This window comes from Stutzerimonas balearica DSM 6083 (assembly GCF_000818015.1).
Classification (GTDB): Bacteria; Pseudomonadota; Gammaproteobacteria; order Pseudomonadales; family Pseudomonadaceae; genus Stutzerimonas; species Stutzerimonas balearica.
This window is the reverse complement of sequence record NZ_CP007511.1, coordinates 4,197,951-4,221,497: the sequence shown is the minus strand read 5'-3', so window position 1 is coordinate 4,221,497 and position 23,547 is coordinate 4,197,951. Positions and strand designations below refer to the sequence as shown.

General features: G+C 66.9%; 25 protein-coding genes. 16 read left to right on the top strand and 9 right to left on the bottom strand.

What is annotated here, in order from left to right; genetic code table 11:
• The first annotated feature begins 49 nt into the window (after positions 1-49).
• Genes xcpS through CL52_RS19530 form a run of 8 tightly spaced genes read left to right on the top strand, consistent with a single transcriptional unit; the run spans position 50 to position 6,029 of the window.
• The gene (gene xcpS / locus CL52_RS19565; protein ID WP_043222625.1) at positions 50-1,264 is read left to right on the top strand and encodes a GspF family T2SS innner membrane protein variant XcpS; all 1,215 of its coding nucleotides are present in this window, start codon (positions 50-52) and stop codon (positions 1,262-1,264) included.
• Between the two features lie 4 nt (positions 1,265-1,268).
• Complete coding sequence (gspG, locus tag CL52_RS19560; protein WP_041109416.1) at positions 1,269-1,703, top strand: type II secretion system major pseudopilin GspG; 435 nt, start codon at positions 1,269-1,271, stop codon at positions 1,701-1,703.
• A 3-nt stretch (positions 1,704-1,706) separates the two neighbouring features.
• Positions 1,707-2,282, top strand: a complete 576-nt coding sequence (gene gspH, locus CL52_RS19555) for a type II secretion system minor pseudopilin GspH (protein WP_043222623.1) — start codon at positions 1,707-1,709, stop codon at positions 2,280-2,282.
• On the top strand, positions 2,279-2,677 hold the full coding sequence (gene gspI / locus CL52_RS19550) for a type II secretion system minor pseudopilin GspI (RefSeq protein WP_043222621.1): 399 nt from the start codon (positions 2,279-2,281) through the stop codon (positions 2,675-2,677). The genes gspH and gspI overlap by 4 nt, the downstream gene beginning before the upstream one ends.
• Before the next feature lies 1 nt (position 2,678).
• A complete protein-coding gene (gspJ, locus tag CL52_RS19545; RefSeq protein ID WP_043222620.1) occupies positions 2,679-3,410 on the top strand; it encodes a type II secretion system minor pseudopilin GspJ in 732 nt (243 codons plus the stop codon).
• Entirely contained in the window at positions 3,407-4,378 is a 972-nt protein-coding gene (gene gspK, locus CL52_RS19540; RefSeq protein WP_043222618.1) for a type II secretion system minor pseudopilin GspK, read from the top strand. Before gspJ ends, gspK begins: the two co-directional genes overlap by 4 nt.
• Before the next feature lie 2 nt (positions 4,379-4,380).
• Complete coding sequence (gspL, locus tag CL52_RS19535; RefSeq protein ID WP_043222616.1) at positions 4,381-5,523, top strand: type II secretion system protein GspL; 1,143 nt, start codon at positions 4,381-4,383, stop codon at positions 5,521-5,523.
• Complete coding sequence (locus CL52_RS19530) at positions 5,520-6,029, top strand: type II secretion system protein M (RefSeq protein WP_041109427.1); 510 nt, start codon at positions 5,520-5,522, stop codon at positions 6,027-6,029. The genes gspL and CL52_RS19530 overlap by 4 nt, the downstream gene beginning before the upstream one ends.
• Here CL52_RS19530 and trhP read toward each other — a convergent pair whose 3' ends face one another.
• From trhP to zwf, 8 genes are all read right to left on the bottom strand, one after another.
• On the bottom strand, positions 6,030-7,400 hold the full coding sequence (trhP, locus tag CL52_RS19525) for a prephenate-dependent tRNA uridine(34) hydroxylase TrhP (RefSeq protein ID WP_043222614.1): 1,371 nt from the start codon (positions 7,398-7,400) through the stop codon (positions 6,030-6,032). It lies immediately after the preceding gene.
• A gap of 121 nt (positions 7,401-7,521) precedes the next feature.
• Positions 7,522-7,740: an HP1242/YdcH family protein gene (locus tag CL52_RS19520; protein ID WP_041109431.1), complete on the bottom strand. Its 219-nt coding sequence runs from the start codon at positions 7,738-7,740 to the stop codon at positions 7,522-7,524.
• A 164-nt stretch (positions 7,741-7,904) separates the two neighbouring features.
• Positions 7,905-9,335, bottom strand: coding sequence for an aspartate kinase (locus CL52_RS19515; RefSeq protein WP_041109433.1), 1,431 nt, complete (start codon positions 9,333-9,335; stop codon positions 7,905-7,907).
• Between the two features lie 174 nt (positions 9,336-9,509).
• Positions 9,510-10,427 carry an ectoine hydroxylase gene (thpD, locus tag CL52_RS19510; protein WP_041109435.1) on the bottom strand — a complete coding sequence of 306 codons (918 nt, stop codon included), beginning with the start codon at positions 10,425-10,427 and terminating at the stop codon, positions 9,510-9,512.
• Between the two features lie 55 nt (positions 10,428-10,482).
• The gene (locus CL52_RS19505; RefSeq protein ID WP_041109436.1) at positions 10,483-10,887 is read right to left on the bottom strand and encodes an ectoine synthase; all 405 of its coding nucleotides are present in this window, start codon (positions 10,885-10,887) and stop codon (positions 10,483-10,485) included.
• A 10-nt stretch (positions 10,888-10,897) separates the two neighbouring features.
• Positions 10,898-12,175: a diaminobutyrate--2-oxoglutarate transaminase gene (gene ectB / locus CL52_RS19500; protein ID WP_041109438.1), complete on the bottom strand. Its 1,278-nt coding sequence runs from the start codon at positions 12,173-12,175 to the stop codon at positions 10,898-10,900.
• Positions 12,172-12,705 carry a diaminobutyrate acetyltransferase gene (gene ectA, locus CL52_RS19495; protein ID WP_043222612.1) on the bottom strand — a complete coding sequence of 178 codons (534 nt, stop codon included), beginning with the start codon at positions 12,703-12,705 and terminating at the stop codon, positions 12,172-12,174. Before ectA ends, ectB begins: the two co-directional genes overlap by 4 nt.
• A gap of 541 nt (positions 12,706-13,246) precedes the next feature.
• Positions 13,247-14,689: a glucose-6-phosphate dehydrogenase gene (zwf, locus tag CL52_RS19490; protein WP_041109442.1), complete on the bottom strand. Its 1,443-nt coding sequence runs from the start codon at positions 14,687-14,689 to the stop codon at positions 13,247-13,249.
• Positions 14,690-14,847: 158 nt separating this feature from the next.
• On the opposite strand from zwf, the gene hexR reads away from it, so the two are divergent.
• Together hexR and CL52_RS19480 are read left to right on the top strand one after the other, a co-directional pair.
• Positions 14,848-15,711 carry a transcriptional regulator HexR gene (hexR, locus tag CL52_RS19485; RefSeq protein ID WP_043222610.1) on the top strand — a complete coding sequence of 288 codons (864 nt, stop codon included), beginning with the start codon at positions 14,848-14,850 and terminating at the stop codon, positions 15,709-15,711.
• 152 nt (positions 15,712-15,863) lie between these two features.
• Positions 15,864-16,079 (top strand): PA3496 family putative envelope integrity protein, encoded by a 216-nt coding sequence (locus CL52_RS19480; protein ID WP_041109446.1) that lies wholly within the window; start codon positions 15,864-15,866, stop codon positions 16,077-16,079.
• Here CL52_RS19480 and CL52_RS19475 read toward each other — a convergent pair.
• On the bottom strand, positions 16,024-16,983 hold the full coding sequence (locus tag CL52_RS19475) for a LysR family transcriptional regulator (RefSeq protein ID WP_041109448.1): 960 nt from the start codon (positions 16,981-16,983) through the stop codon (positions 16,024-16,026). The two genes, CL52_RS19480 and CL52_RS19475, sit on opposite strands and share 56 nt — an antisense overlap.
• Positions 16,984-17,209: 226 nt before the next feature.
• Between CL52_RS19475 and CL52_RS19470 the strand changes: the two genes are divergently transcribed.
• The 6 genes from CL52_RS19470 (at position 17,210) to CL52_RS19445 (ending at position 23,543) form a co-directional block, all read left to right on the top strand.
• On the top strand, positions 17,210-18,625 hold the full coding sequence (locus CL52_RS19470; protein WP_041109450.1) for an acetyl-CoA carboxylase biotin carboxylase subunit: 1,416 nt from the start codon (positions 17,210-17,212) through the stop codon (positions 18,623-18,625).
• 11 nt (positions 18,626-18,636) lie between these two features.
• Positions 18,637-20,442 carry a sodium-extruding oxaloacetate decarboxylase subunit alpha gene (gene oadA, locus CL52_RS19465; RefSeq protein ID WP_041109452.1) on the top strand — a complete coding sequence of 602 codons (1,806 nt, stop codon included), beginning with the start codon at positions 18,637-18,639 and terminating at the stop codon, positions 20,440-20,442.
• Positions 20,443-20,545: 103 nt separating this feature from the next.
• Positions 20,546-21,487 (top strand): sodium-dependent bicarbonate transport family permease, encoded by a 942-nt coding sequence (locus CL52_RS19460; RefSeq protein WP_041109454.1) that lies wholly within the window; start codon positions 20,546-20,548, stop codon positions 21,485-21,487.
• Position 21,488: 1 nt separating this feature from the next.
• Positions 21,489-21,791 (top strand): P-II family nitrogen regulator, encoded by a 303-nt coding sequence (locus CL52_RS19455; protein WP_041109456.1) that lies wholly within the window; start codon positions 21,489-21,491, stop codon positions 21,789-21,791.
• A gap of 67 nt (positions 21,792-21,858) precedes the next feature.
• Positions 21,859-22,767: a glutaminase B gene (gene glsB, locus CL52_RS19450; protein WP_043222607.1), complete on the top strand. Its 909-nt coding sequence runs from the start codon at positions 21,859-21,861 to the stop codon at positions 22,765-22,767.
• Between the two features lie 77 nt (positions 22,768-22,844).
• Positions 22,845-23,543: a carbonic anhydrase gene (locus CL52_RS19445; protein WP_041109459.1), complete on the top strand. Its 699-nt coding sequence runs from the start codon at positions 22,845-22,847 to the stop codon at positions 23,541-23,543.
• Positions 23,544-23,547: the final 4 nt, after the last annotated feature.

Here is a 23,547-nt window from a genome sequence, read left to right as displayed (position 1 = left end):
GGCACGGCGATGACCGCCTGGCTGAGCCGCGGGCGGCGAGGGCAGCCTGATGGCCGCGTTCGAATACCTCGCCCTCGACCCGCGCGGGCGCCAGCAGAAGGGCCTGATCGAGGCGGACAGCCCGCGCCAGGCGCGCCAGCTATTGCGCGACAAGCAATGGGCGCCGCTGGAGGTGAAGCCGGCCCGTGCACGCGAGGACAGCACGCGGCCCGGGCTGAATTTTGGCCGCGGGCTATCGGCGCGCGATCTGGCGCTGCTGACCCGTCAACTGGCAACACTGGTACAGGCGGCGTTGCCGATCGAAGAAGCGCTGCGCGCGACGGCAGCGCAGTCGAGCTCGGCGAAGATCAAGTCGATGCTGCTGGCCGTGCGGGCCCGCGTCATGGAAGGGCACAGCCTGGCCGCGGCGCTGCGCGAATATCCGTCGGCGTTTCCCGAGCTGTACCGCGCGACGGTCGCCGCGGGTGAGCATGCCGGGCATCTGGGCCTGGTGCTCGACCAGCTCGCCGACTACACCGACCAGCGCCAGCAGTCGCGGCAGAAGATCCAGCTGGCGCTGCTCTACCCGGTGATCCTGCTGGTCGCCTCGCTGGCGATCGTCTCGCTGCTGCTCGGCTACGTGGTGCCCGACGTGGTCAAGGTCTTCGTCAACACCGGCCAGGAGCTGCCGGCGCTGACCCGCGGGCTGATCGCCGCCAGCAATCTGGTCAAGAGCTGGGGCTGGCTGATCGTCCTCGTGCTGGTCGCCGGCGTGCTGGGCCTGCGCGCCGCGCTGCGCGACACGGCGCTCCGGCGACGCTGGGATGCCCTGCTGCTGCGCCTGCCGCTGGTCGGTCGGCTGAGCCGGGCAACCAACACCGCGCGGTTCGCCTCGACCCTGGCGATCCTCACGCGCAGCGGCGTGCCGCTGGTCGAGGCGCTGTCGATTGCCGCCGCGGTGATCGCCAACCTGCGCATCCGCGAGCGCGTGGTCGAGGCGGCGCAGAAGGTGCGCGAGGGCACCAGCCTGACCCGTGCGCTGGAGGCCACCGGAGAATTCCCGCCGATGATGCTGCACATGATCGCCAGCGGGGAGAAGTCCGGCGAACTGGACCAGATGCTCGCGCGGACGGCGCGCAATCAGGAGAACGACCTGGCCGCGCAGATTGCCTTGCTGGTCGGCCTGTTCGAGCCGTTCATGCTGGTGTTCATGGGGGCGGTGGTGCTGGTGATCGTGCTGGCCATCCTGATGCCGATCCTCTCTCTCAACCAACTGGTGGGGTAACGACATGAAGTTGCAACGATACAGGCAGGGGGGCTTTACCCTCATCGAGATCATGGTGGTCGTGGTCATCCTCGGCATCCTGGCGGCGCTGGTGGTGCCGCAGGTGATGAGCCGGCCGGACCAGGCCAAGGTCACCGTCGCCAAGGGCGACATCAAGGCGATCGCCGCGGCGCTCGACATGTACAAGCTGGACAACTTCAGCTACCCGAGCACCCAGCAGGGCCTCGAGGCGCTGGTCAGCCGGCCGAGCGGCAGCCCGCAGCCGCGTAACTGGAATGCCGACGGTTATCTCAAGCGCCTGCCGAAGGACCCCTGGGGCAACGAGTACCAATACCTGGCGCCCGGTACCAAGGGGCCCTACGACCTGTTTTCCTACGGTGCCGACGGCAAGCCCGGCGGTTCGGAGCTGAATGCGGACATCGGCAACTGGGAACTCTGAACCATGCGCCGGCGAGCCCGCGCCTTCACGCTGATCGAACTGCTGGTGGTGCTGGTGCTGCTCGGCATTCTTGTCGGCCTGGCGGTGCTGGCCAGCGGCAGCTCCAGTAGTTCGCGCGAGCTGCGCGACGAGGCCCGGCGCCTGGCGGCGCTGATCGGCGTGCTGTCGGACGAGGCGGTGCTCGACAGCCGCGAGTACGGCCTGCTGGTCAGCGACGCGGGTTACCGGGTGCTGCGTCTGGACGAGGCGACCGGGCGCTGGGACGAACCCGACCGTTCGCGTGGTCGGCAGCTGCCCGAGTGGATGCGCCTGCAGCTGGAGCTCGACGGCACGCCGCTGCGCCTGCTCGACCCGGCAAGGGGCGAGAGCGACCGCGCCGGGCTGTCGCGCGAAGACCAAGCGCCGCAGCGCTCCAAGCGGCGCCCGCGGCTGGAGCCGCAACTGCTGATCCTCTCCAGCGGCGAACTCTCGCCCTTTACCTTGCGCCTGTCCGAGCGACGCGCCGACGGCAATGCCTGGCGCCTGAGCAGCGACGGTCTGCGGCTGCCGCAGGCCGAGCCGCTGGAGTCGCGGCGATGAGGCGCAGGAGCGCCAGGGCCGGCGGCTTCACCCTGCTCGAAGTGCTGGTGGCACTGGCCATCTTCGCCATGGTCTCGGCGGTGGTGCTGACCGCGGCCGGGCGCAGCACGCTGAACGCCGCCCGGCTGGAAGAGCTGACCCTCGCCAGCTGGATAGCCGACAACCGCATCACCGAGCTGCAGCTGCAACGCACGCCGCCGACGCCGGGGCGCGAGACGACCGAGCTGGAGTACGCCGGGCGCCAATGGCAGACGCTCAGCGAGATACGCGCGGCGGCGGACCCCGGGCTGTTGCAGGTCACTGTCTGGGTCGCGCTGGACGAGGGGCGGCGCCGCAACCGACCGTTGCCAGAACGCGCCGTGACCAGCCTGTCCGGCTTCATCGGGGTGCGCTGAGATGCCCGTTCGCCGGCGCACCGCAGGTTTCACCCTGCTCGAACTGCTGATCGCCATCGCCCTGTTCGCGCTGCTCGGGCTCGGCACCTACCGCATGCTCGAGGCGGTGCTGCGCAGCGACCAGGCGACCGCCGAGCAGGAGCAGCGGCTGCGTGCGCTGAGCCGGGCGGTCTGGCTGTTCGAGCGCGACCTGCAACAGGTGTCGCCGCGGCCGATCCGCGATGCGTTCGGTGATGAAGCCAACGCCTTCATCGGCCAGACCGCCGGCGAGGACGGCGCACCGCTGCTGGAGCTGACCCGCAGTGGCTGGCGCAACCCGACCGGGCTGCGCCGGGCGAACCTGCAGCGCGTGCGCTGGCGGCTGGCTGGCGGCCGGCTCGAACGGCTCTACTGGGTCGTGCTCGACCGCGACCTGGACAGCGCGCCGCGCGAGCAACGCGTGCTGGACGATGTGACGGCGCTGGAACTGCGCTACCTCGACGAGAACGGCGGCTGGCATGAGGAGTGGCCGCCGTTCGAATTCGGCCGTGGCGGCACCGAAAATGCTGCCGAGCGCCTGCCGCAGGCGGTCGAACTGATCCTCGAGGTGCCCCGTTACGGGCGCCTCAGCCGGCTGGTGCGGCTGCCCGACCCGCCGTCGCAGCAGAGTCAGGTGGCGTTGCCGGGCGCCGAGGGCGTCCCCGGCTCGCCGGACGAGGGCGCACCCGAGCCGCCCGGAGTGGTGCCGCAATGAAGGCGCAGCGCGGCGTCGCGCTGATCACCGTGCTGCTGGTGGTGGCGCTGGTCACCGTGGTCAGTGCCGGCATGGTCGCCCGCCAGCAGCTGGCCATCCGCTCGGGCAGCAACCAGCTGCAGGCGCGCCAGGCGTGGCATTACGCGCTGGGTGGCGAGGCGCTGGCGCAGGCCATCCTCAGGCGCGACCTGCGCGACGGCGGTCAGCAGCAGGCCGCCGTCGATCATCTTGGCGAAGCCTGGGCACAGCCGTTGCCGGCCTACGCCATCGAGGGCGGCGAGATTCGGCTGCGGATCGAGGACATGGCCGGGCGCTTCAATCTCAACAGCCTGGTGAAGAACGGCCAGGCCGAGGCTGCGGGTGTCGACCAGTTCCGCCGTCTGCTGGCCCGTCTGCAGATCGGCGAGCCCTATGCCGAGCGGCTGGTGGACTGGCTCGATATCGATCAGGAACCGAGCGGTGCCCAGGGGGCCGAGGACGGCGCCTACCTGCTCGCCGAACCGCCGTACCGTGCCGCCAACCGCCGGCTGTTCGACCTTTCCGAGCTGCGCCTGTTGCTGGGCATGCGCGAGGAGGACTACCAGCGTCTGGCGCCCTATGTCGCCGCGCTGCCGGCGGACGCCGCGCTGAACGTCAACACCGCCAGCGCAGTGGTCCTGTCGACCCTGAGCGACAGCCTCAGCCTGGGCGCGGCCGAGGCGCTGGTGCTGCAGCGGCAAGGCGCGCCCTTTACCGATACCGCCGCCTTTCTCGCCCAGCCGGCCATGGCCGGCACCACCTTGCAGGGCACCGCGATCGCCGTCGGCAGTCAATTCTTCCAGGCGACCTCGGAAGTGCACCTGGGCGATCGGCGCCTGGCGCTGGTCAGCCTGTTGCAGCGCGAGCAGGACGGCAGCGTCCGTGTGCTCTGGCGCAACCTCGGCCAGCTGCCGCGCCTGCCCCCGTCATCCGTTGAAGGAGAACCATGACCATGGATTGCCTGTTCCTGCCGGCCGATTGCCCCGCGCAGCTGACGCCGGGCCTGCCGGTCGTCTGGCTGCCGGCCGAAGGGCCGTCGCGCGAGGTGCCGCTGGCCGAGGTCGCCGCGGCGGAGCCCGGGGCGATCAGCCTGATTCTGCCGGCCGAATGCTGCAGTGCCTTCGCCGTCGCCCTGCCCACCCGCAAGGCCCGCTGGCTGGCACAGGCCCTGGCCTATGCCGCCGAGGAGCTGCTCGCCGAGAGCGTTGACGAGCTGCACCTGAGCCTTGGCGAGCCGCTCGACGATGGCCGTCATCGGGTGATCGCCATTCGCCGCGGGCTGCTCGCCGGCTGGCTTGCCGCGCTGCGTGAGATGGGCCTTGCGGTGGTCGCCATTCATGTCGATGCGGACCTGCTGCCGCGTGAGGGCACGCAATTGCTGCTGCTCGGCGGGCGCGGCCTGCTCGGCGGCAGTCCCGAGCCGCGCCTGGCGTTCGCCATCGAGCAGTGGCCGGCGCTGGCCGAGGGCTGCCCGGCGCCTCGCCACGCGAGCGGCGATGCCGAGCAGGCGCCGCCGATGGTCGACGACTATGCGCGTGTCGACGAACCCTACCGCCTGCTCGCCTCCCAGCGGGCGGCAGCCGTCAACCTGGCGCAGGGTGAGTTCGCCGTCGAACTGGGCGGTAGCGGGCTGGCCTATTGGAAGCCGCTGTTGGCTACGCTCGGGCTGATCCTCCTGGTGCAGCTGGGCTTCAACCTGGCGCAGGGCTGGTATTTCGGGCGTCAGGCCGAGGCCTATGCCGAGGCGAGCCTGGCGCTGTACCGCGAGCTGTTCCCAGAGGACACCCGGATCGTCAATCTGCGGGCGCAGTTCACCGATCACATTGCCCGTGAGGGTGGCGGGCAGGTGGGGTTCATGCGCCTGCTCGGGTACGTCGCCGACGCACTCGCCCAGGGTACTCCGGTCACGGTCAGCGGGCTCGACTACAACGCCGACCGTGGCGACCTGGCGTTGCAGGTGCAGGCGGGGGATTTCGCCGCGCTCGAACAGCTGCGCCAGCAGCTGGCACAGACCGGGCAGACCGTGCAGCTCGGCTCGGCCAGTCGCGATGGCGCCGGTGTCAGTGCACGGCTGGTGATTGGAGGTGAAGCATGAATCTGCGCCAGCAGCTGGGTGTGCGCCTGGCCGATTCGCCGCTATGGCAGCGCTGGCAGCGGCTGGCGCCGCGCGAACGCCTGGCGCTGGGGCTGCTGGCGGCGTTTGTCGTCTGCGTGCTGTTCTGGCTCTGGCTCTGGCTGCCGGCCGAGCGCGCCGCGCAGCAGGCGCGTGAGGCCTACCTCGAGCAGCGCGAGCTGCATGCCTACCTCGAGCAGAACACCGACCTGGCGCGCCAGCTGGGCGGCGGGGAGAGCCCGAGCCTGGCCCCCGACCAGCTGCAGGGGCTGATCACGCAGAGCGCGCAGCAGAGCAACCTCTTGATCGAGAGCTTCGAGAATGGCGCCGACGGCAGCCTGCAGGTCAGCCTGCCGGGGGCCTCGGCAGCGCTCTTGCTGCGCTGGTTCGACGAGCTGCAGGCGCTCGGCGTGCGCCTGGCGGAGGTTAGCCTGGAGCGCGTCGGCGACGGCCAGGTCAATGCCCGGGTGCGCTTCGCTGCCGGCTGATCAGCCGCGCGTGCTGCCGCCGTCGAGTTCGCGCATCAGCAGCCCGTAGGCCAGTTCGACATCGTCCGGTACCGGCAGGTACACGGTGTGGCCGTCACCGGGGGCGACCTCGGTGTGCTCGCCGCGGCTGTTTTCCAGGGTTTCCAGGCGGAAATTGAGATTGCCCTGCGGAGTCATCAGCTCCAGCCGGTCGCCGACCGCGAAGCGGTTCTTCACCTTGACCTCGGCCAGCCCGTTGCGCCGCTCGCCGGTCAGTTCGCCGACGAACTGCTGGCGCTCGGACAGCGAGAAGCCGCGCTCGTAGTTCTGGTATTCGTCATGCACGTGGCGGCGCAGGAAACCCTCGGTGTAGCCGCGGTGGGCGAGCGACTCGAGGGTGTCCATCAGGCTTCTGTCGAACGGCCGGCCGGCCACCGCATCGTCGATGGCCTTGCGGTACACCTGGGCGGTGCGCGCCACGTAGTAGTGGCTCTTGGTGCGGCCCTCGATCTTCAGCGAATGCACGCCCATCTGCACCAGCCGCTCGACATGCTGCACGGCACGCAGGTCCTTGGAGTTCATGATGTAGGTGCCGTGCTCGTCCTCGGTCGCCTCCATGAACTCGCCGGGGCGCGAGACATCCTCGAGCAGGAACACCTTGTCGGTCGGCGCGCCAGCACCCAGGGTCGGGTTGCCCTGCGCCTCGACCGGCTTCACGGCGATGGGCTCGTAGAGGTGAACCGAGTTGCCCAGTTCGTCCTCCTTCGCTTCGTGGGTCTTGTATTCCCAGCGGCAGGCGTTGGTGCAGGTGCCCTGGTTGGGGTCGCGCTTGTTGATGTAGCCCGACAGCAGGCAGCGGCCGGAATAGGCCATGCACAGCGCGCCGTGGACGAACACCTCCAGCTCCATGCCCGGCACCTGCTCGCGGATCTCGCCGATCTCCTCCAGCGATAGCTCACGGGACAGGATCACGCGGCTGACGCCCTGGCTTTCCCAGAACTTCACCGTCGCCCAGTTCACCGCGTTGGCCTGTACCGAGAGGTGGATGGTCTGCTGCGGGAAGTGCTTACGCACCAGCATGATCAGCCCCGGGTCGGACATGATCAGCGCATCCGGGCCCATCGCCACCACCGGCTCGAGGTCCTTGATGAAGGTCTTCAGCTTGGCGTTGTGCGGCGCGATGTTGACCACCACGTAGAACTGCTTGCCCAGCGCGTGGGCCTCGTCGATGCCGCGCTTGAGGTTGGCGTGGTCGAACTCGTTGTTGCGCACGCGCAGGCTGTAGCGCGGCTGCCCGGCATACACGGCATCGGCGCCATAGGCGAAGGCGTAGCGCATGGATTTCAGCGTGCCGGCGGGCGACAGCAGCTCGGGGCGAAAGGTGGTGGACATGGTGCGGTGACTCGGCGAGGCGGAAAAGCGGCGATTCTACCGCCGAACGCCGTCGAGTGCGCCATGCCCGGGCGAGCGGTGGGGCGTGTCACCCCGCCGCAAACCGGCGGGGTGCGACGACTCAGGCGCTGGCGGCCTGCTTGAGGATGGCGTACAGCTCGTCCTTGATGCGCAGCTTTTCCTTCTTCAGGTTCTCGACCTCGGTTTCGGTGCCGTGGACGATGTGCGCTTCCATGTTCTTGATGCGCTGGTCGAGCGCGTTGTGATCGTCGAACAGGCGGGTGAAATGCGGGTCCTGGTTCTTCAGGCGGGTGATCAGCTCACGGTATTCGGGAAACATGCGGACTCCTGTGATGGCAAGAGCGCCGGTCCCGGCGCCCGATTCCATACTGGTCCGCCGCGCCGCGCGGTTTATTGATCGACATCAGGCCGCCGACGCGGCCGGCAGACGGCAAAACGCCGGGCGCGGCATTACCGGGCCCGGCGTCTGTGCGACAGCGAAGATCAGGCGGCAGCGATCACGTCGCCATGATTCTCCGGCTCGATCAGCGCGCGGTGCAGCGCAGCAACCGCGGCGTCGTAGTCTTCCTCATTGACCACGCACTGCATTTCCACCTGGCGGATCGACTGGTGCACCGCCTGGATGCTGATGCCGGCCTCGGCCAGCGCGGCGACGGTCTTGGCGAGGATGCCCTTGACCTTGAGGTCCGAGCCGATCGCCGAGACGATCGCCACGTTGTGCACGCTGACCTCGGCCGCCGGGTACTGCTCTTCGATCAGCTTGGCCGCGCGGTTGATCAGCTTGCGCGAACCGGAGGCGTAGTAGGTGATGCTGTTGGCGTCCGAGTCCTTGTTCACCACGTAGAGCTTGAGCTGCTTGAGCAGCTTGGTGATCTCGATGTCGTAGGCCACGTCGCCGAGCATGTCCTGATCGAACACCTCGATGCCGAAGACGTCCTTGCGCCCGGCGATGATCTCCACGCAGGGCTTTTCCGACTTGTAGTCCTGGCTGATCAGGGTGCCGGCGTGGTGCGGCTCGAAGGCGTTCTTGATGCGCAGCTCGACACCGGCACGGCGCAGGGTCTTGGCCGCGCGCGGGTGGATCGCTTCCATGCCGAGGTTCGACAGCTGGTCGGCGACGTCGTAGTTGGTACGGCCGATGGTCACCACCTTGTCGGCCCCGACCAGGTTAGGGTCGGCCGAGGAGAGGTGGAATTCCTTGTGGATGATCGCCTCGCGCGCGCCGGTGGCGGCGGCGATCTGGGCGAAGGTGATCTCGCTGTAGCCGCGGTCGAAGGTGTTCATCAGGCCTTCGCTGCAGTGCGTGTAGCCGGTGGCGACGACCAGTTCGCGGTTGAAGTCGATGCCGGCGAAGCTGTCGCGGATCATCTCTTCGAACGGCAGCGGCGTATCGCGATGCCAGCCGGTGAGATCGGCCAGGCGGGCGTTCACGCCGCGCTGCTTGAGCGCCAGCACCGAGTTGAAGGCGCTGTGCGCCTCACCCAGCGAGGCGAGCATCTCGCGCACCTTCATCAGGTGCTCGGACAGCTGGAAGTGCCCGTAGCTGCACAGCTTGTGCAGGCTGTACATGCACTCGGCGGCATCGTCGATGCGCTTGTTGATGAACTGGTTGGCGGCATGCAGCTCGTATTCGCTGGCAAACAGCTCGGCGTTCTTTTCCAGCATGCGCTGGCGAACCTGCTCGAGGCTCTCGCGCCAGGCTTCCTCGTTCTGCGCGTCGGCAAAGCGCTGGTAGACGCCTGGCTCGCCGGTCTTCTTGTGCTCGAGCAGCAGGTTGGTCATGCCGCTGTAGGCCGAGACGACGAACACGCGCTGGTACAGCGCGTCGCCCTCACGCTGGCCGATGAAGATGTTGTCGAGGACTTCCTCGAAGCGGCTCATCGAAGTGCCGCCGATTTTTTCTACGGTATGCATCGTTTCGTTGCGTCCCATTCTGCAGGCCGTGGACGGGCCGGGCGCAGGGTGGCGCTCGCGCGGTCGACAACCTTGGTGAGAGTCATCCCTGGGCCGGACCCTTCGTCAGCGAATGGCGAAGGGCATATGGCCGGTAGGGGAGCCGGGTTCGTCGATCAGACGACCCGGCAGGCATCAGAGATACTGTTGCGGCTGAATTCGCAGCGGGGTGAAGTCCTCGCGCTCGGCAACGAAGGCCGGGCGGGGTGCCTGCTGGCAGAACGGCGCCTGCACGGCATTATCCACGTGGTTGTACACGTAGAACAGATTGCTGCGTGCGCTGGGTGTGATATTTCCGTTCGAGCCGTGCATGGTGTTGCAGTCGAAGAACACCACGCTACCGGCCGGGCCGGTGGCGCAATCGATGCCGAAGCGGCTGGCCAGCTCGGTCAGGCTGTTTTCGTCCGGCACGCCGATCTCCTGCTTGCGCAGGGACTTCTCGTAGTGGTTCTCCGGCGTTTCACCGACGCAGCGCACGTAATGGCGTTGCGAACCGGGCATCAGCATCAGCGGGCCGTTGTGCGGCGCGTTGTCGGTCAACAGGATCGAGCAGGACAGGCAGCGCATGCGCGGCATGCCGTCTTCGACGTGCCAGGTCTCGAAATCCGAGTGCCAGTAGAACTCCTTGCCGCTGAAGCCGGGCTTGAAGTTCATCCGCGACTGATGGACATAAATGTCGCCGCCGAGGATGAAGCGGGCGATGCCGGCAATGCGTTCGTCCGCCGCGACGCGGGCGAACAGCGCGTTGTCCTTGTGGATGGCGAACACCGAGCGGATCGCGCCGCTGTCGGGTTCCTTGATGGTCTTGCCGGAGCTGGCGACGGCCGGGTCCTGCCGTACGCGGTCGAGTTCGGCGCGAAACAGCGCCACTTCCTCGGCGCTGAACAGGTTGGGAATGACCAGATAGCCGTCACGCTCGAAGCGCTGGATCATCTCGGCCGCGATCGGCGCGTTCTCCAGGTCGCTGCGGTACACGACCGGGTCCAGGCGCTCCTGCCAGCGGGGCTGGTCTTCGTGGCGCGATGGATACTGGTCGTCTCGTGCGGTGCTCATGTCGTCCTCCTTTCGGTTGGGAATGCGGGGCGGCGCGCGCCCCGCGGGTCCTGGGTCAGGCGATGGTTTCGGCCTCCAGCGGATAGACACCGCTTTCGTCGTGGACTTCGCGGCCGTTGAGCGGCGGGTTGAACACGCAGGCCAGCTTCATGTCCTCGCTGCCGCCGCGCAGCAGGTGCTCGTCGTGCTTGTCGAGCACATAGAGCGTGCCCGGCTCGATCCGGTAGATCTTGCCGTCGGCAGTGGTCTCGATCTCGCCGTTGCCACTGATGCAGTACACCGCCTCGAAGTGGTTCTGGTAGTGGATGTGGGTCTCGCTACCGGCGTAGATGGTGGTGATGTGGAACGAGAAGCCGACGTTGTCGTCCTTGAGCAGCATGCGCGTGCTGTTCCAGGTGCCGGTCTGGCTGTGGACCTTGCGGTCGGTGGCTTCGCATTCGGCCAGGGTTCTTACGATCATCGCGGGGTCCTCAGGAAGCTTGGTTGGCGGCCTGCTCGCCCATCACGGCGGCGAAGGCCTTGTCCAGAATGTTCAGCGCCTTGTCGATCTGCTCCTCACTGATCACCAGCGGGCAGAGGCACTTGACCACTTCGCTGTGGGCGCCGCTGGTCTCGACCACCAGGCCGTCGGCGAACGCCTGGCGGCACACCGCGGCGGCGATGTCGCCATCCGGGCAGCTGATGCCGAGCATCATTCCGCGGCCCTTGAGGAACAGCGAATCCGGGCCATGTCGGCGGATGATGCGCTGCATGCCGTCGGCGATGCGCTTGCCCTTGGCGCGCACACTGCTGGCGAACTCATCGTTCTGCCAGAAATGCTCGACCGCAGCGGCAGCGGTGACGAAGGCGTGGTTGTTGCCGCGGAAGGTGCCGTTGTGCTCGCCCGGCTTCCACTGGTCGAGCTCCTCGCGCAGCAGCACCATGGCGAACGGCAGGCCGTAACCGGAGAGCGACTTGGACAGGGTCACGATGTCCGGCTTGATGCCCATTTCCTCGAAGCTGAAGAAGGTGCCGGTGCGGCCGCAGCCGGCCTGGATGTCATCGACGATCAGCAGCATGTCGTGCTTGCGGCAGAGCTTTTCCAGCTTGCGCATCCATTCGGTCGAGGCGACGTTCAGCCCGCCTTCGCCCTGCACCGTCTCGACGATCACCGCCGCCGGCTTGTCGATGCCGCTGGACGGGTCGGACAGGAGTTTGTCCATCATGCCGATGGTGTTGGTCTTGTCGCCGAAATAGTTGGCGTAGGGCATGCGGCTGACGTCGGTCAGGCCGGTGCCGGCACCGCCGCGGTGATGGCCGTTGCCGGTGGCCGCCAGTGCGCCGATGCTGCAGCCGTGGAAGCCGTTGGTGAAGCTGATGATGTTGTTGCGGCCGGTGACCTTGCGCGCCAGTTTCAGCGCCGCTTCCACCGCATTGGTGCCGGTCGGCCCGGTGAACTGCATGCGGTAGCTGCCCATGCCGCGCGGCTCGAGGATCACGCGGTTGAAGGTTTCGAGGAAGCGCTCCTTGGCGGCGGTGTACATGTCCAGGCCGTGGGTCACGCCGTCCTGCTCGATGTAGTCGAGCAGCGCCTGCTTGAGCAGCGGGTGGTTGTGCCCGTAGTTCAGCGTGCCGGCACCGGCGAGGAAATCGATGTAGTGCTTGCCGTCCTGGGTGATCAGTTCGGCGCCCCGGGCCTGCTTGAAGATGACCGGGAAGGAACGGCAGTAGCTGCGAACCTTGGATTCATTGAGTTCGAAAGTTTTCATGCTTGCTCCTTGATCTCTTCTTCTAGACGGGAAGCGTCGAAAGGACCGGCGCGATACAGCACCTCGTCTTCGTGCTTGCCAGCGAAATGGGTCTGGCGCGAGAACAGCGTGCGCGTTTCGGCTTCGACGCCGAGGCGGGCGAAGGCGCGCTGGAACAGCGCCTGCGAGGCCGCGTTGTCCGGCGAGATGGTGGTTTCCAGGTAACGCACGCCCTGTTCGCGGGCAACCCGGCCGATCAGCGCGAGCAGCATGCGCAGGGCCAGGCCCTGACCGCGCATCGAGGCGTCGACCGCGACCTGCCAGACGAACAGGGTGTCGGGCCGCTGGGGCGGGCGATAACCGGAGATGAAACCGACCAACTGACCATCGGACGTCTCGGCGGCGATGGCCGTGTCGGCGAAGTCCGAACACTGCAACAGGTTGCAGTACACCGAGTTGGTGTCGAGGGGCTGGCAGCGCGCCACCAGCTGATGAAGGTTGTAACCGTCGCCGTCGGTTGGGCGACGGAGCTGTACGGTGGAGAAACTCAAAACAAAGCCTTTTGGGTTGTTGATTGAATTCCTTTTTAGGGTAGGCACATCGGGAAAAGTTTCTCAACCCCGAACTTCCCGAGCGTCTTGCAGTTGCCGCGCTGATATCGCGCGATATCGGCGAAGTTTCAAATACTTCCGCGGGTTAGTTCGAGCGTGCTGTTTGCCCAAGGTTCCCGACGAATGTTCGTCGCGCCGTGCGGCGCCTCCTGCGCGTCCTGCCGGGGCGTGCAGAGGTGGCCTGGAAGCCGCGAATTTGCTGGGTTGCGCAGCCGAAATGGCTGATGCCGCGTGCAGCGGAACGGGCCGGCGTGAGGGGTGCTGAAGATTGGCCAATTGAGCGTGCGAGAACTACGCCGTGAACTTCCTGTGCAGGCGGAAGTTCACGGCATAGTTCATCGGTAGATTCAGCGGACAAAATCCTGCAACAAAAGTCTGATCCGGCGAAGTTCAGGTGGCGCTGTCCGGCGCATGCGCAGGAAGTTGCAGGCCGTCTGGCACGGGAGTTCACGGCGATATGCTCGGAAGTTGTCCGGCAAGTTCAGCGCCACCACTGGTGGCCATGCCGTTCGACGAGCTGGCGCGCCTGTTCGGGGCCGTCCTCGCCCGCCGGGTAGGGGCGCGGCTTGCGGTAGTGGCCCTGCCAGCCTTCGAGAATCGGATCGACCCAGCGCCAGGCCGCCTCCACCTCGTCGCGGCGCATGAACAGCGTCGAGTCGCCTTCGATCACGTCCAGCAGCAGACGCTCATAGGCCTCCCAGCGGCGGGTGCTGCTGAAGGCATGGGCCAGGTTGAGATCCAGCTCCACCGGCTCGAGCTGCATGCCCTTGCCCGGTGCCTTGGCCATCAGCTGCAGGCTGATGCATTCCTCCGGCTGCAGGCTGATGACCAGGCGGTTGACCTCGCCCTTCTTGAACAGCAGGTGCGGCACCTGCTTGAAGGTGATGATGATCTCCGAACGCTTGCGCGCCATGCGTTTGCCGGTGCGCAGGTAGAAGGGCACGCCAGCCCAGCGCCAGTTGTCGACCTCGGCCTGCACCGCGACAAAGGTTTCGGTGTCGCTGTCGTTGTCGATGTTCGGCTCGAAGTAATAGGCCGGCACGTCGTGCCCGCCAATGCGCCCGGCGCCGTACTGGCCGCGCACGGTCTTGTCCAGCACGTCGTTGCCGGTGATCGGCTTGAGCGCCTCGAGCACCTTCACCTTCTCGCCGCGGATGTGCTTGGCGTCGAAGCGCACCGGCGCCTCCATCGCCACCAGGCAGAGCAGCTGCAGGAGGTGGTTCTGCAACATGTCGCGCATGGCGCCGGCATGGTCGTAGTAGCCGCCGCGGTTCTCCACGCCGAGGGTTTCGGCCACGGTGATCTGCACGTGGTCGATATGCCCGGCGCGCCAGATCGGCTCGAACAGCGCGTTGGCGAAGCGCAGCGCCATGAGGTTCTGCACCGTTTCCTTGCCCAGGTAGTGGTCGATCCGGTAGATGCGCGATTCGGGAAATACCGCGCCGATCGCCTCGTTGATTTCCAGTGCCGAGTCCAGCGAGTGGCCGATCGGCTTTTCCAGCACGATGCGTGCATCGTCACCGGCCAGCCCTGCGCTTTCCAGGTTGGCGGCGATGGGTTCGAACAGGTCCGGCGCGGTGGCCAGGTAGTGGACCCGCACGCGCTTGCCGGCTTCGCCGAGGTGATGCGCCAGGCGGACGAATTCGCTGCGCTGGGTGGCATCCAGCGGCAGGTAGTCCAGGCGGGTGGCGAAGGCCTGCCAGGCCTCGCTGGTGAAGTCGCCACGGGCGACCTGGGCGCGGCAATGCCGTTCGGCCAGGGCCAGGTAGGCGGCGCGATCGAGCTTCTTGCGTGCCAGCGCGAGGACGCGCACGTCGCGGTGCAGTCGGCCTTCACGATGCAGGTGGTAGAGCGCGGGGATCAGCTTGTGCAGAGCCAGGTCACCGGTTCCGCCGAACACGAGCATGTCACAGGAAATCGACACGGCATCACTCCAGGTGCGTAAGTGGGCAAAAAATGGCCGGATTGTTGGGCGCCGGCAGAGGGCTTGTAGTATAACTACCGACCCACTACAACCCGCTGGCCGGGTGGCCGGACGCTCTGCATCCGGCGGTCGCCAGCCGATCATAGCGAGTCAGCCCCGTGAATCTGCTGCAACACATCGCCCAATCCCGAAGCCTGCTGCGCAAATCGGAACTGAAGGTCGCCGATCATGTGTTGCTCGATCCGGCGGCGGTCATGCACAGCTCCATGGCCGATCTGGCCCATACGGTTGGCGTCAGCGAGCCGACCATCGTGCGTTTCTGCCGGGCCATCGGCTGCCTGGGCTTCCAGGACCTCAAGCTCAAGCTGGCGCAGAGCCTGGCGGCGGGCGCCAGCTTCGGGCAGTTCTCGATCAGCGAGCAGGACGCCATCGGCGACATCAGCCAGAAGATCTTCGACACCACCCTGCACACCCTGATGGAAGTGCGCGAGCGCCTCGACCTCCAGGCCCTGGAGCGCGCCGTGGCGGCCATCGCCCGCGCCGAGCGGGTGGAGTTCTACGGCTTCGGCGCCTCCGGCGCGGTGGCCACCGACGCGCAGCACAAGTTCTTCCGCCTGCTGCTGTCGGCGGCGGCCTATTCGGACCCGCACATGCAGGCGATGTCGGCGGTGACGCTCAAGCCTTCGGACGTGGCGATCTGCATCTCGCAGTCCGGTCGCTCCAAGGACCTGCTGATCACCGCCAACGTGGTCCGCGAGACCGGCGCCACGCTGATCACCCTGTGCCCGAGCCAGACCCCGCTGGCGGAGCTGGCGACCATCAACCTGGCGATCGACGTGCAGGAAGACACCGAGATCTACACGCCGCTGACCTCGCGCATCGCCCACCTGGTGGTGATCGACGTACTGGCGATGGGCGTGGCGATGGCGCGCGGGCCGAGCCTGGTCAACCACCTCAAGAGCGTCAAGCGCAGCCTGCGCAGCCTGCGCCTGTCGCCCAAGACGGTGAAGCACGACGACTGAGGCGCGCTCGGCAGGCGGGTGCCGGGCCAGGTCCGCTGCGACCGCCGGTCCGGCCACGGCTGCCGTCATCGGCCTGTCGACAAGCTGCAATCACCCGGTCATCTCGCCGGTGGAAGCTGGAACTCCCGAAACCTCTCGCCGGGAGACACGCCATGCTGCCGAACATCGACGAATCCGTTTCGCCACTCGACGCCAAGGCCCGCCGCAAGGCCCAGGATGTGCGTCGCATGCGCTATCGCCGCGCCATCGAGAGCTATGCCGAGCAGCGCCGGCTGCAGGCGCTGCTCGATCCCTTCGCCGAGCCCTCGGCGCTTACTGCGCAGCAGGCCTGGGTGCAGAACCGCCAAAGCGTGTCGCCAGCGCACTGATCTGCGCGCGCCGGTCGCGGATGAAGGCAAAGAACGCCTGCGCCACCGGCGTCAGGCGCTTGCCGCGCGCATGCGCCACGCACCAGCTGCGGTACAGCGGCAATTCCTCGACCGGCAGTTCACGCAGCAGGCCGTGACCGAGTTCGAGGCTCGCCGCGTGGCGCGGTAGCAAGGTCACGCCGAGGCCGGCGATGGCCGCCTCGCGCAGCGCGTCGAGCGAGGCTATCTCCACGGTCTGGGCGAAATGCGCGCGCTTCTGCTGGAAGTACTCTTCGCATGCCTTGCGCGTCCCCGAGCCCTGCTCGCGGATCAGCAGCGGATAGGCCGTCAGGTCCTGCAGGGTGAGGCTGGTCGCGCTGCACAGCGGATGTTCCGGCGGTGCCACCGCGACGATGGGGTTGTTCAGGAACGGCAGGAACTCCAGCGCGACCTCGGTGGGCATCAGCGACATGATCACCAGGTCGTCGCGGTTATCGGTCAGGCGCTTGATCACCTGGGCGCGGTTGACCACGGTCAGTTGCAGGCCGACGTCCGGGTGCTGCTGCTTGAAGGCGGCGAACAGGTGCGGGACGAAGTACTTGGCGCTCGATTCGACCGCCAGCTTGAGCTGGCCCTGCAGCGAGCCGCGCAGGTCCGAGAGCTGCATGTCGAGGCTCTCCAGGCGGCCGAAGATGTCGCCGCTGGCGCGTCGCAGTACCTCGGCCGCCTCGGTGAGGTAGAGCTTGCGGCCGACGTATTCGAACAGCGGCTGGCCGACCAGCTCTTCGAGCTGGCGGATCTGCGAGCTGACCGCCGGCTGGGTCAGGGCCATGTCCTCGGCGGCGCGACTGTAGGAGCGCGTCTCGCAGACCGCGTTGAAAACCTGCAGCTGGCGCAGGGTCATGCGCATCAGCGACTTTCGCATTTGGCTCGCCTCCCGGCGTTGAAACGCTGACCGAACGATCAGGAAATGGCTCGTGAGCGGCGCTTCAGGCACCGTCGTTGCGCTTGTATAAGTCTTTTCTTATGGTCGGGCAAACAATTATTCATTTTCGCTGATCGCTGCCCTCGGCGTAGGGTGAAAAAACGCTCCTACGCGTGCCTACCGGCCCTGCACGGGCCGCCTGATCATCGATCCGAGGGAAGACAGCGTGATCAAGAAGCTGCTGATCGCCAACCGAGGGGAAATCGCCGTACGCATCGTGCGTGCCTGCGCCGAGATGGGCGTTCGCTCGGTGGCGGTATTCTCCGAGGCCGACCGCCATGCGCTGCACGTCAAGCGTGCCGACGAGGCCCACTTCATCGGCGAGGACCCGCTGGCCGGCTACCTGAACCCGCGCAAGCTGGTGAACCTGGCCGTGGAGACCGGTTGCGATGCTCTGCACCCGGGCTACGGCTTCCTCTCCGAGAACGCCGAGCTGGCGGAAATCTGTGCGCAGCGCGGGATCAAGTTCGTCGGCCCGAAGGCCGAGGTGATCCGCCGCATGGGCGACAAGACCGAGGCCCGGCGCAGCATGATGGCCGCGGGCGTGCCCTGCACGCCCGGTACCGAAGGCAACGTCGCCGATCTCGAGGAAGCGCTGCGCGAAGCCGAACGCATCGGCTATCCGGTGATGCTCAAGGCGACTTCCGGTGGCGGTGGCCGTGGCATCCGTCGCTGCAACTCGAAGGAAGAACTGACCCAGGCCTACCCGCGGGTCATTTCCGAGGCGACCAAGGCGTTCGGCAGTGCCGAGGTGTTTCTGGAGAAGTGCATCGTCAACCCGAAGCACATCGAGGCCCAGGTGCTGGCCGACTCGTTCGGCAACACCGTGCACCTGTTCGAGCGCGACTGTTCGATCCAGCGGCGCAACCAGAAGCTCATCGAGATCGCGCCGAGCCCGCAGCTCACGCCCGAGCAGCGTGCCTATATCGGTGATCTGGCGGTGAAGGCGGCGAAGGCGGTCGGCTACGAGAACGCCGGCACCGTGGAGTTCCTGCTCGCCGACGGCGAGGTGTACTTCATGGAAATGAACACCCGCGTGCAGGTCGAGCACACCATCACCGAGGAAATCACCGGCATCGACATCGTCCGCGAGCAGATTCGCATCGCCTCGGGCCTGCCGCTGTCGATCAAGCAGGAAGACATCCAGTACCGCGGCTACGCGTTGCAGTTCCGCATCAACGCCGAGGACCCGCGCAACAACTTCCTGCCCTGTTTCGGCAAGATCACCCGCTACTACGCCCCGGGCGGCCCGGGCGTACGCACCGACACGGCGATCTACACCGGCTACACCATCCCGCCGTACTACGACTCGATGTGCCTGAAGCTGATCGTCTGGGCGCTGACCTGGGAAGAGGCGCTGGCGCGCGGTTCGCGTGCGCTCGACGACATGCGCGTGCAGGGCGTGAAGACCACCGCCACCTATTACCAGCAGATCCTGGCCAACCCGGAATTCCGCAGCGGGCAGTTCAACACCAGCTTCGTCGACAACCATCCGGAACTGCTGAACTACTCGATCAAACGCAAGCCGGGCGAACTTGCCCTGGCCATCGCCGCCGCCATTGCCGCCCACGCAGGCCTGTGAGGACCACACCCATGAGCAAGAAAATCAGCGTTACCGATACCATCCTGCGTGATGCCCACCAGTCGCTGCTGGCGACCCGCATGCGCACCGAGGACATGCTGCCGATCTGCGACAAGCTCGACCGCGTCGGCTACTGGTCGCTGGAAGTCTGGGGTGGCGCCACCTTCGACGCCTGCGTGCGCTTCCTCAAGGAAGACCCCTGGGAGCGCCTGCGCCAGCTGAAGGCGGCGCTGCCCAACACGCGCCTGCAGATGCTCCTGCGCGGGCAGAACCTGCTCGGCTACCGCCACTACAGCGATGACGTGGTCGAGGCGTTCGTCGCCAAGGCCGCCGAGAACGGCATCGACGTGTTCCGCATCTTCGATGCGATGAACGACGTGCGTAACCTGGAAACCGCCATCCGCGCCGTGAAGAAGGCCGGCAAGCACGCCCAGGGCACCATCGCCTACACCACCAGCCCGGTGCACACGGTCGAGGCGTTTGTCGAGCAGGGTCGGCAGATGGCGGCGATGGGCATCGACTCGATCGCGATCAAGGACATGGCCGGCCTGCTGACCCCCTACGCCACCGGCGAGCTGGTCAAGGCACTGAAGCAGGCGCTGCCCGAGCTCGACGTGGTGGTGCACTCGCACGACACCGCCGGTGTGGCCAGCATGTGCCAGCTCAAGGCCGTGGAGAACGGGGCCGACCGCATAGACACCGCGATCTCGTCGATGGCCTGGGGCACCAGCCACCCGGGCACCGAGTCGATGGTCGCCGCGCTGCGCGATACCCCGTACGACACCGGGCTGGATCTGGAGCTGCTGCAGGAGATCGGCCTGTACTTCTATGCGGTGCGCAAGAAGTACCACCAGTTCGAGAGCGAATTCACCGGCGTCGACACCCGCGTGCAGGTCAACCAGGTCCCCGGCGGGATGATTTCCAACCTGGCCAACCAGCTCAAGGAGCAGGGCGCGCTGCACCGCATGGACGACGTGCTGGCCGAGATCCCGAAGGTACGCAAGGACCTCGGTTACCCACCGCTGGTCACCCCGACCTCGCAGATCGTCGGTACCCAGGCCTTCTTCAACGTGCTTGCCGGCGAGCGCTACAAGACCATCACCACCGAGGTGAAGTACTACCTGCAGGGCCGCTACGGCAAGGCGCCGGCGCCGGTCTGCGAGCGCCTGCGCTTCATGGCCATCGGCAGCGAGGAGGTCATCGACTGCCGTCCGGCCGACCTGCTCAAGCCCGAGCTGGACAAGCTGCGCAAGGAGATCGGCGAGCTGGCCAAGAGCGAAGAGGACGTGCTGACCTACGCCATGTTCCCGGACATCGGGCGCAAGTTCCTCGAAGAGCGTGAAGCCGGCACCCTGCAGCCCGAAGTGCTGCTGCCGATGCCGGGCGCGGCCGCGGCGCCGGCGCAGGGCGGCGTGCCGACCGAGTTCGTCATCGACGTGCACGGCGAGAGCTACCGCGTCGACATCACCGGCGTCGGCGTCAAGGCCGAAGGCAAGCGCCACTTCTACCTGTCCATCGACGGCATGCCCGAAGAAGTGGTCTTCGAGCCGCTCAACGACTTCGTCGGCGGCAGCGGTGGCGGCCGCCGCCAGGCCAGCGCGCCGGGCGACGTCAGCACCACCATGCCCGGCAACGTGGTCGAGGTGCTGGTCAAGGAAGGCGACGTGGTCAAGGCCGGTCAGGCCGTGCTGGTCAGCGAAGCGATGAAGATGGAGACCGAGATCCAGGCGCCGATCGCCGGCACCGTGAAGGTGGTTCACGTCGGCAAGGGTGACCGGGTCAACCCCGGCGAAGTCCTGATCGAGATCGAGGCCTGACGCCGACCGGAAAGTCCCCTCGGGAGCCCTTGTGGCTCCCTTTTTTCGGGCCGGAATAACGCCACGGAAGGTCGCCTTGCAAGTTCGTCTAGCGGAGTGAGCGATGGGAATCGACCCAGTCGTGTTGTTCTTTGTGTTCGGCCTGCTGGCCGGTCTGGTCAAGAGCGAGCTGAAGCTGCCGCCGGCGCTCTATGACACCCTGTCCATCGTCCTGCTGCTGGCCATCGGTCTGCATGGCGGCGTGGAACTGGCCGAACAGGCCAGTGCCGCGCTGCTTGGCCAGTCGCTGCTGGTGCTGCTGCTCGGCATCGTGCTGCCGGTGATCGCCTTCGGCCTGCTGCGCGGGCTGCGCTTCGACCGCATCAACGCGGCGGCGGTGGCGGCGCACTACGGTTCGGTGAGCGCCGGTACCTTCGCGGTGGTGGTGGCCTACCTGGCGGCGCGGGAGGTCTTCTTCGAGAGCTACATGCCGCTGTTCGTGGCGATTCTCGAGATTCCGGCGATCCTGGTCGGCATTCTGCTGGCCAAGGGCGTATCGAAGGACACCGACTGGAAGGAGCTGGGGCGCGAGATCTTTCTTGGCAAGAGCATCATGCTGCTGCTCGGTGGCCTGGTGATCGGCGTGGTCGCCGGCAAGGAAGCGATCAAGCCGCTCGAGCCGCTGTACACCAGCATGTTCAAGCCGGTGCTGGCGTTCTTCCTGCTGGAGATGGGCCTGATCGCCTCCGGCCAGCTCGGCTCGCTCCGGCGCTACGGCATCAAGCTCGCCGCCTTCGCCCTGCTGATGCCGCTGCTCGGGGCGCTGATCGGCGCGCTGCTGGCGCGCTTCATGGGGCTGTCGCTCGGCGGCACGGCGATGCTCGCCACGCTGGCGGCCAGCGCCTCCTACATCGCGGTTCCGGCGGCGATGCGCCTGGCGGTGCCGGAGGCCAATCCATCGCTGTCGCTGACCGCCTCGCTCGGTATCACCTTTCCATTCAACATCCTGATCGGCATTCCGCTGTACCTGGCCCTGGCCGAACAGCTGATCGCCTGGGGGTTCTGACATGCCTGGCCATACCCGCACCCTGCTCACCGTGATCTGCGAGGCCGCACTGGAACACAAGCTGGTCGCCGACCTGCAGGCGCTCGGCGCGCCCGGCTGGACCCTGTCGGACGCACGCGGCAGCGGCAGCCGCGGCGTGCGCAGCGCCGGCTGGGATACCGACGGCAACATTCGCCTGGAGGTCATCTGCAGCCGCGAGATCGCCGAGCGCATCGCCGCGCATCTCGAACAGCGCTACTACGAGGACTTCGCCATGGTCTGCTACCTGGCCGAGGTCGAAGTGCTGCGCCCGGAGAAGTTCTGAACGGCCTGTGATGCCGGCCGGGCCACCGGCGTCCACACCCAGAGCCAGGACCGATGGGAGCTGCCTGATGCAAGCCCTGCTTGAACAGATACTTGACGAGGTACGGCCGCTGCTCGGCCGCGGGCGCGTCGCCGACTACATCCCGGCGCTGGCCGATGTGGCCGCCGACCAGCTGGGCATTGCCGTGTGCAGCGCCGAGGGCGAGCTGTTCGAGGCCGGCGATGCGCGCACACCGTTCTCGATCCAGAGCATCTCCAAGGTCTTCAGCCTGGTCCAGGCCATCGGCCACCGTGGTGAATCACTGTGGGAGCGCCTCGGGCACGAGCCGTCGGGGCAGCCGTTCAATTCGCTGGTGCAGCTGGAATTCGAGCGTGGGCGGCCACGCAATCCGTTCATCAATGCCGGCGCACTGGTGATCTGCGACATCAACCAGTCGCGCTTCGCCACCCCGGAGATCTCGCTGCGCGACTTCGTCCGGCGTCTGTCCGGCAACCCGCACGTCGTCTCGGATGCGCGGGTGGCCGAGTCCGAATACCAGCACCGGGCGCGCAATGCGGCCATGGCCTACCTGATGCAGGCGTTCGGCAATTTCCACAACGATGTCGAGGCGGTGCTGCGCAGCTATTTCCACCATTGCGCGCTGCGCATGAACTGCGTCGACCTGGCCCGCGCCTTCGGCTTTCTCGCGCGCGACGGGCATTGCCTGTCGAGCGGCGAGGCGGTGCTCACGCCGCGCCAGGCGCGCCAGGTGAACGCAATCATGGCCACCAGCGGTCTGTATGACGAGGCCGGCAACTTCGCCTACCGCGTCGGCCTGCCGGGCAAGAGCGGCGTCGGTGGCGGCATCGTCGCGGTGGTCCCGGGGCGCTTCAGCATCTGCGTCTGGTCACCGGAACTCAACGCCGCCGGCAATTCGCTGATCGGCATGGCCGCGCTGGAGGCCCTGTCGCAGCGCATCGACTGGTCGGTGTTCTGATGCGCGGCGGCACGGCTGTGTCTACGCGTGCCGCCGCCACGTCCCACCCTTTGAACAAACCCTTGGAGAGAAACGAAATGAACGATGACAGGACGAGCGAAACCGCGCAGGAAGCCCTCGACGCCATCGTCGGGGGCGTCAAGCGCTTTCGCGAGGAGATCTATCCGCAGCAGCGCGAGCTGTTCAAGAAGCTTGCCCACGAGCAGACGCCGCGGGCGATGTTCATCACCTGCGCCGACTCGCGCATCATCCCCGAGCTGATCACCCAGAGTTCGCCGGGCGACCTGTTCGTTACCCGCAACGTGGGCAACGTGGTGCCGCCCTACGGCCAGATGCTCGGCGGCGTGTCCACGGCGATCGAGTTCGCGGTGATGGCGCTCGGCGTGCAGCACATCATCATCTGCGGTCATTCGGACTGCGGCGCGATGAAGGCGGTGCTCAACCCGGTGACGCTGGAGAGCATGCCGACGGTCAAGGCCTGGCTGCGCCATTCCGAAGTCGCCAAGACGGTCGTCGCGCAGAACTGCGGCTGCGCCAACGAGCACACCCTGGGCATCCTCACCGAGGAAAACGTGGTGGCCCAGCTCGACCACCTGCGTACCCACCCGTCGGTCGCCGCGCGGCTGGCCAGCGGCCAGCTGTTCATCCACGGCTGGGTCTACGACATCGAGACCAGCGCCATCCGTGCCTACGATGCCGAGCGCGGCGAGTTCCGCCTGATCGGCGATGGGCCGCTGCCGATGGCCACGCCGAAGCCGCGTTACCCGCAGGCCTGAGCAG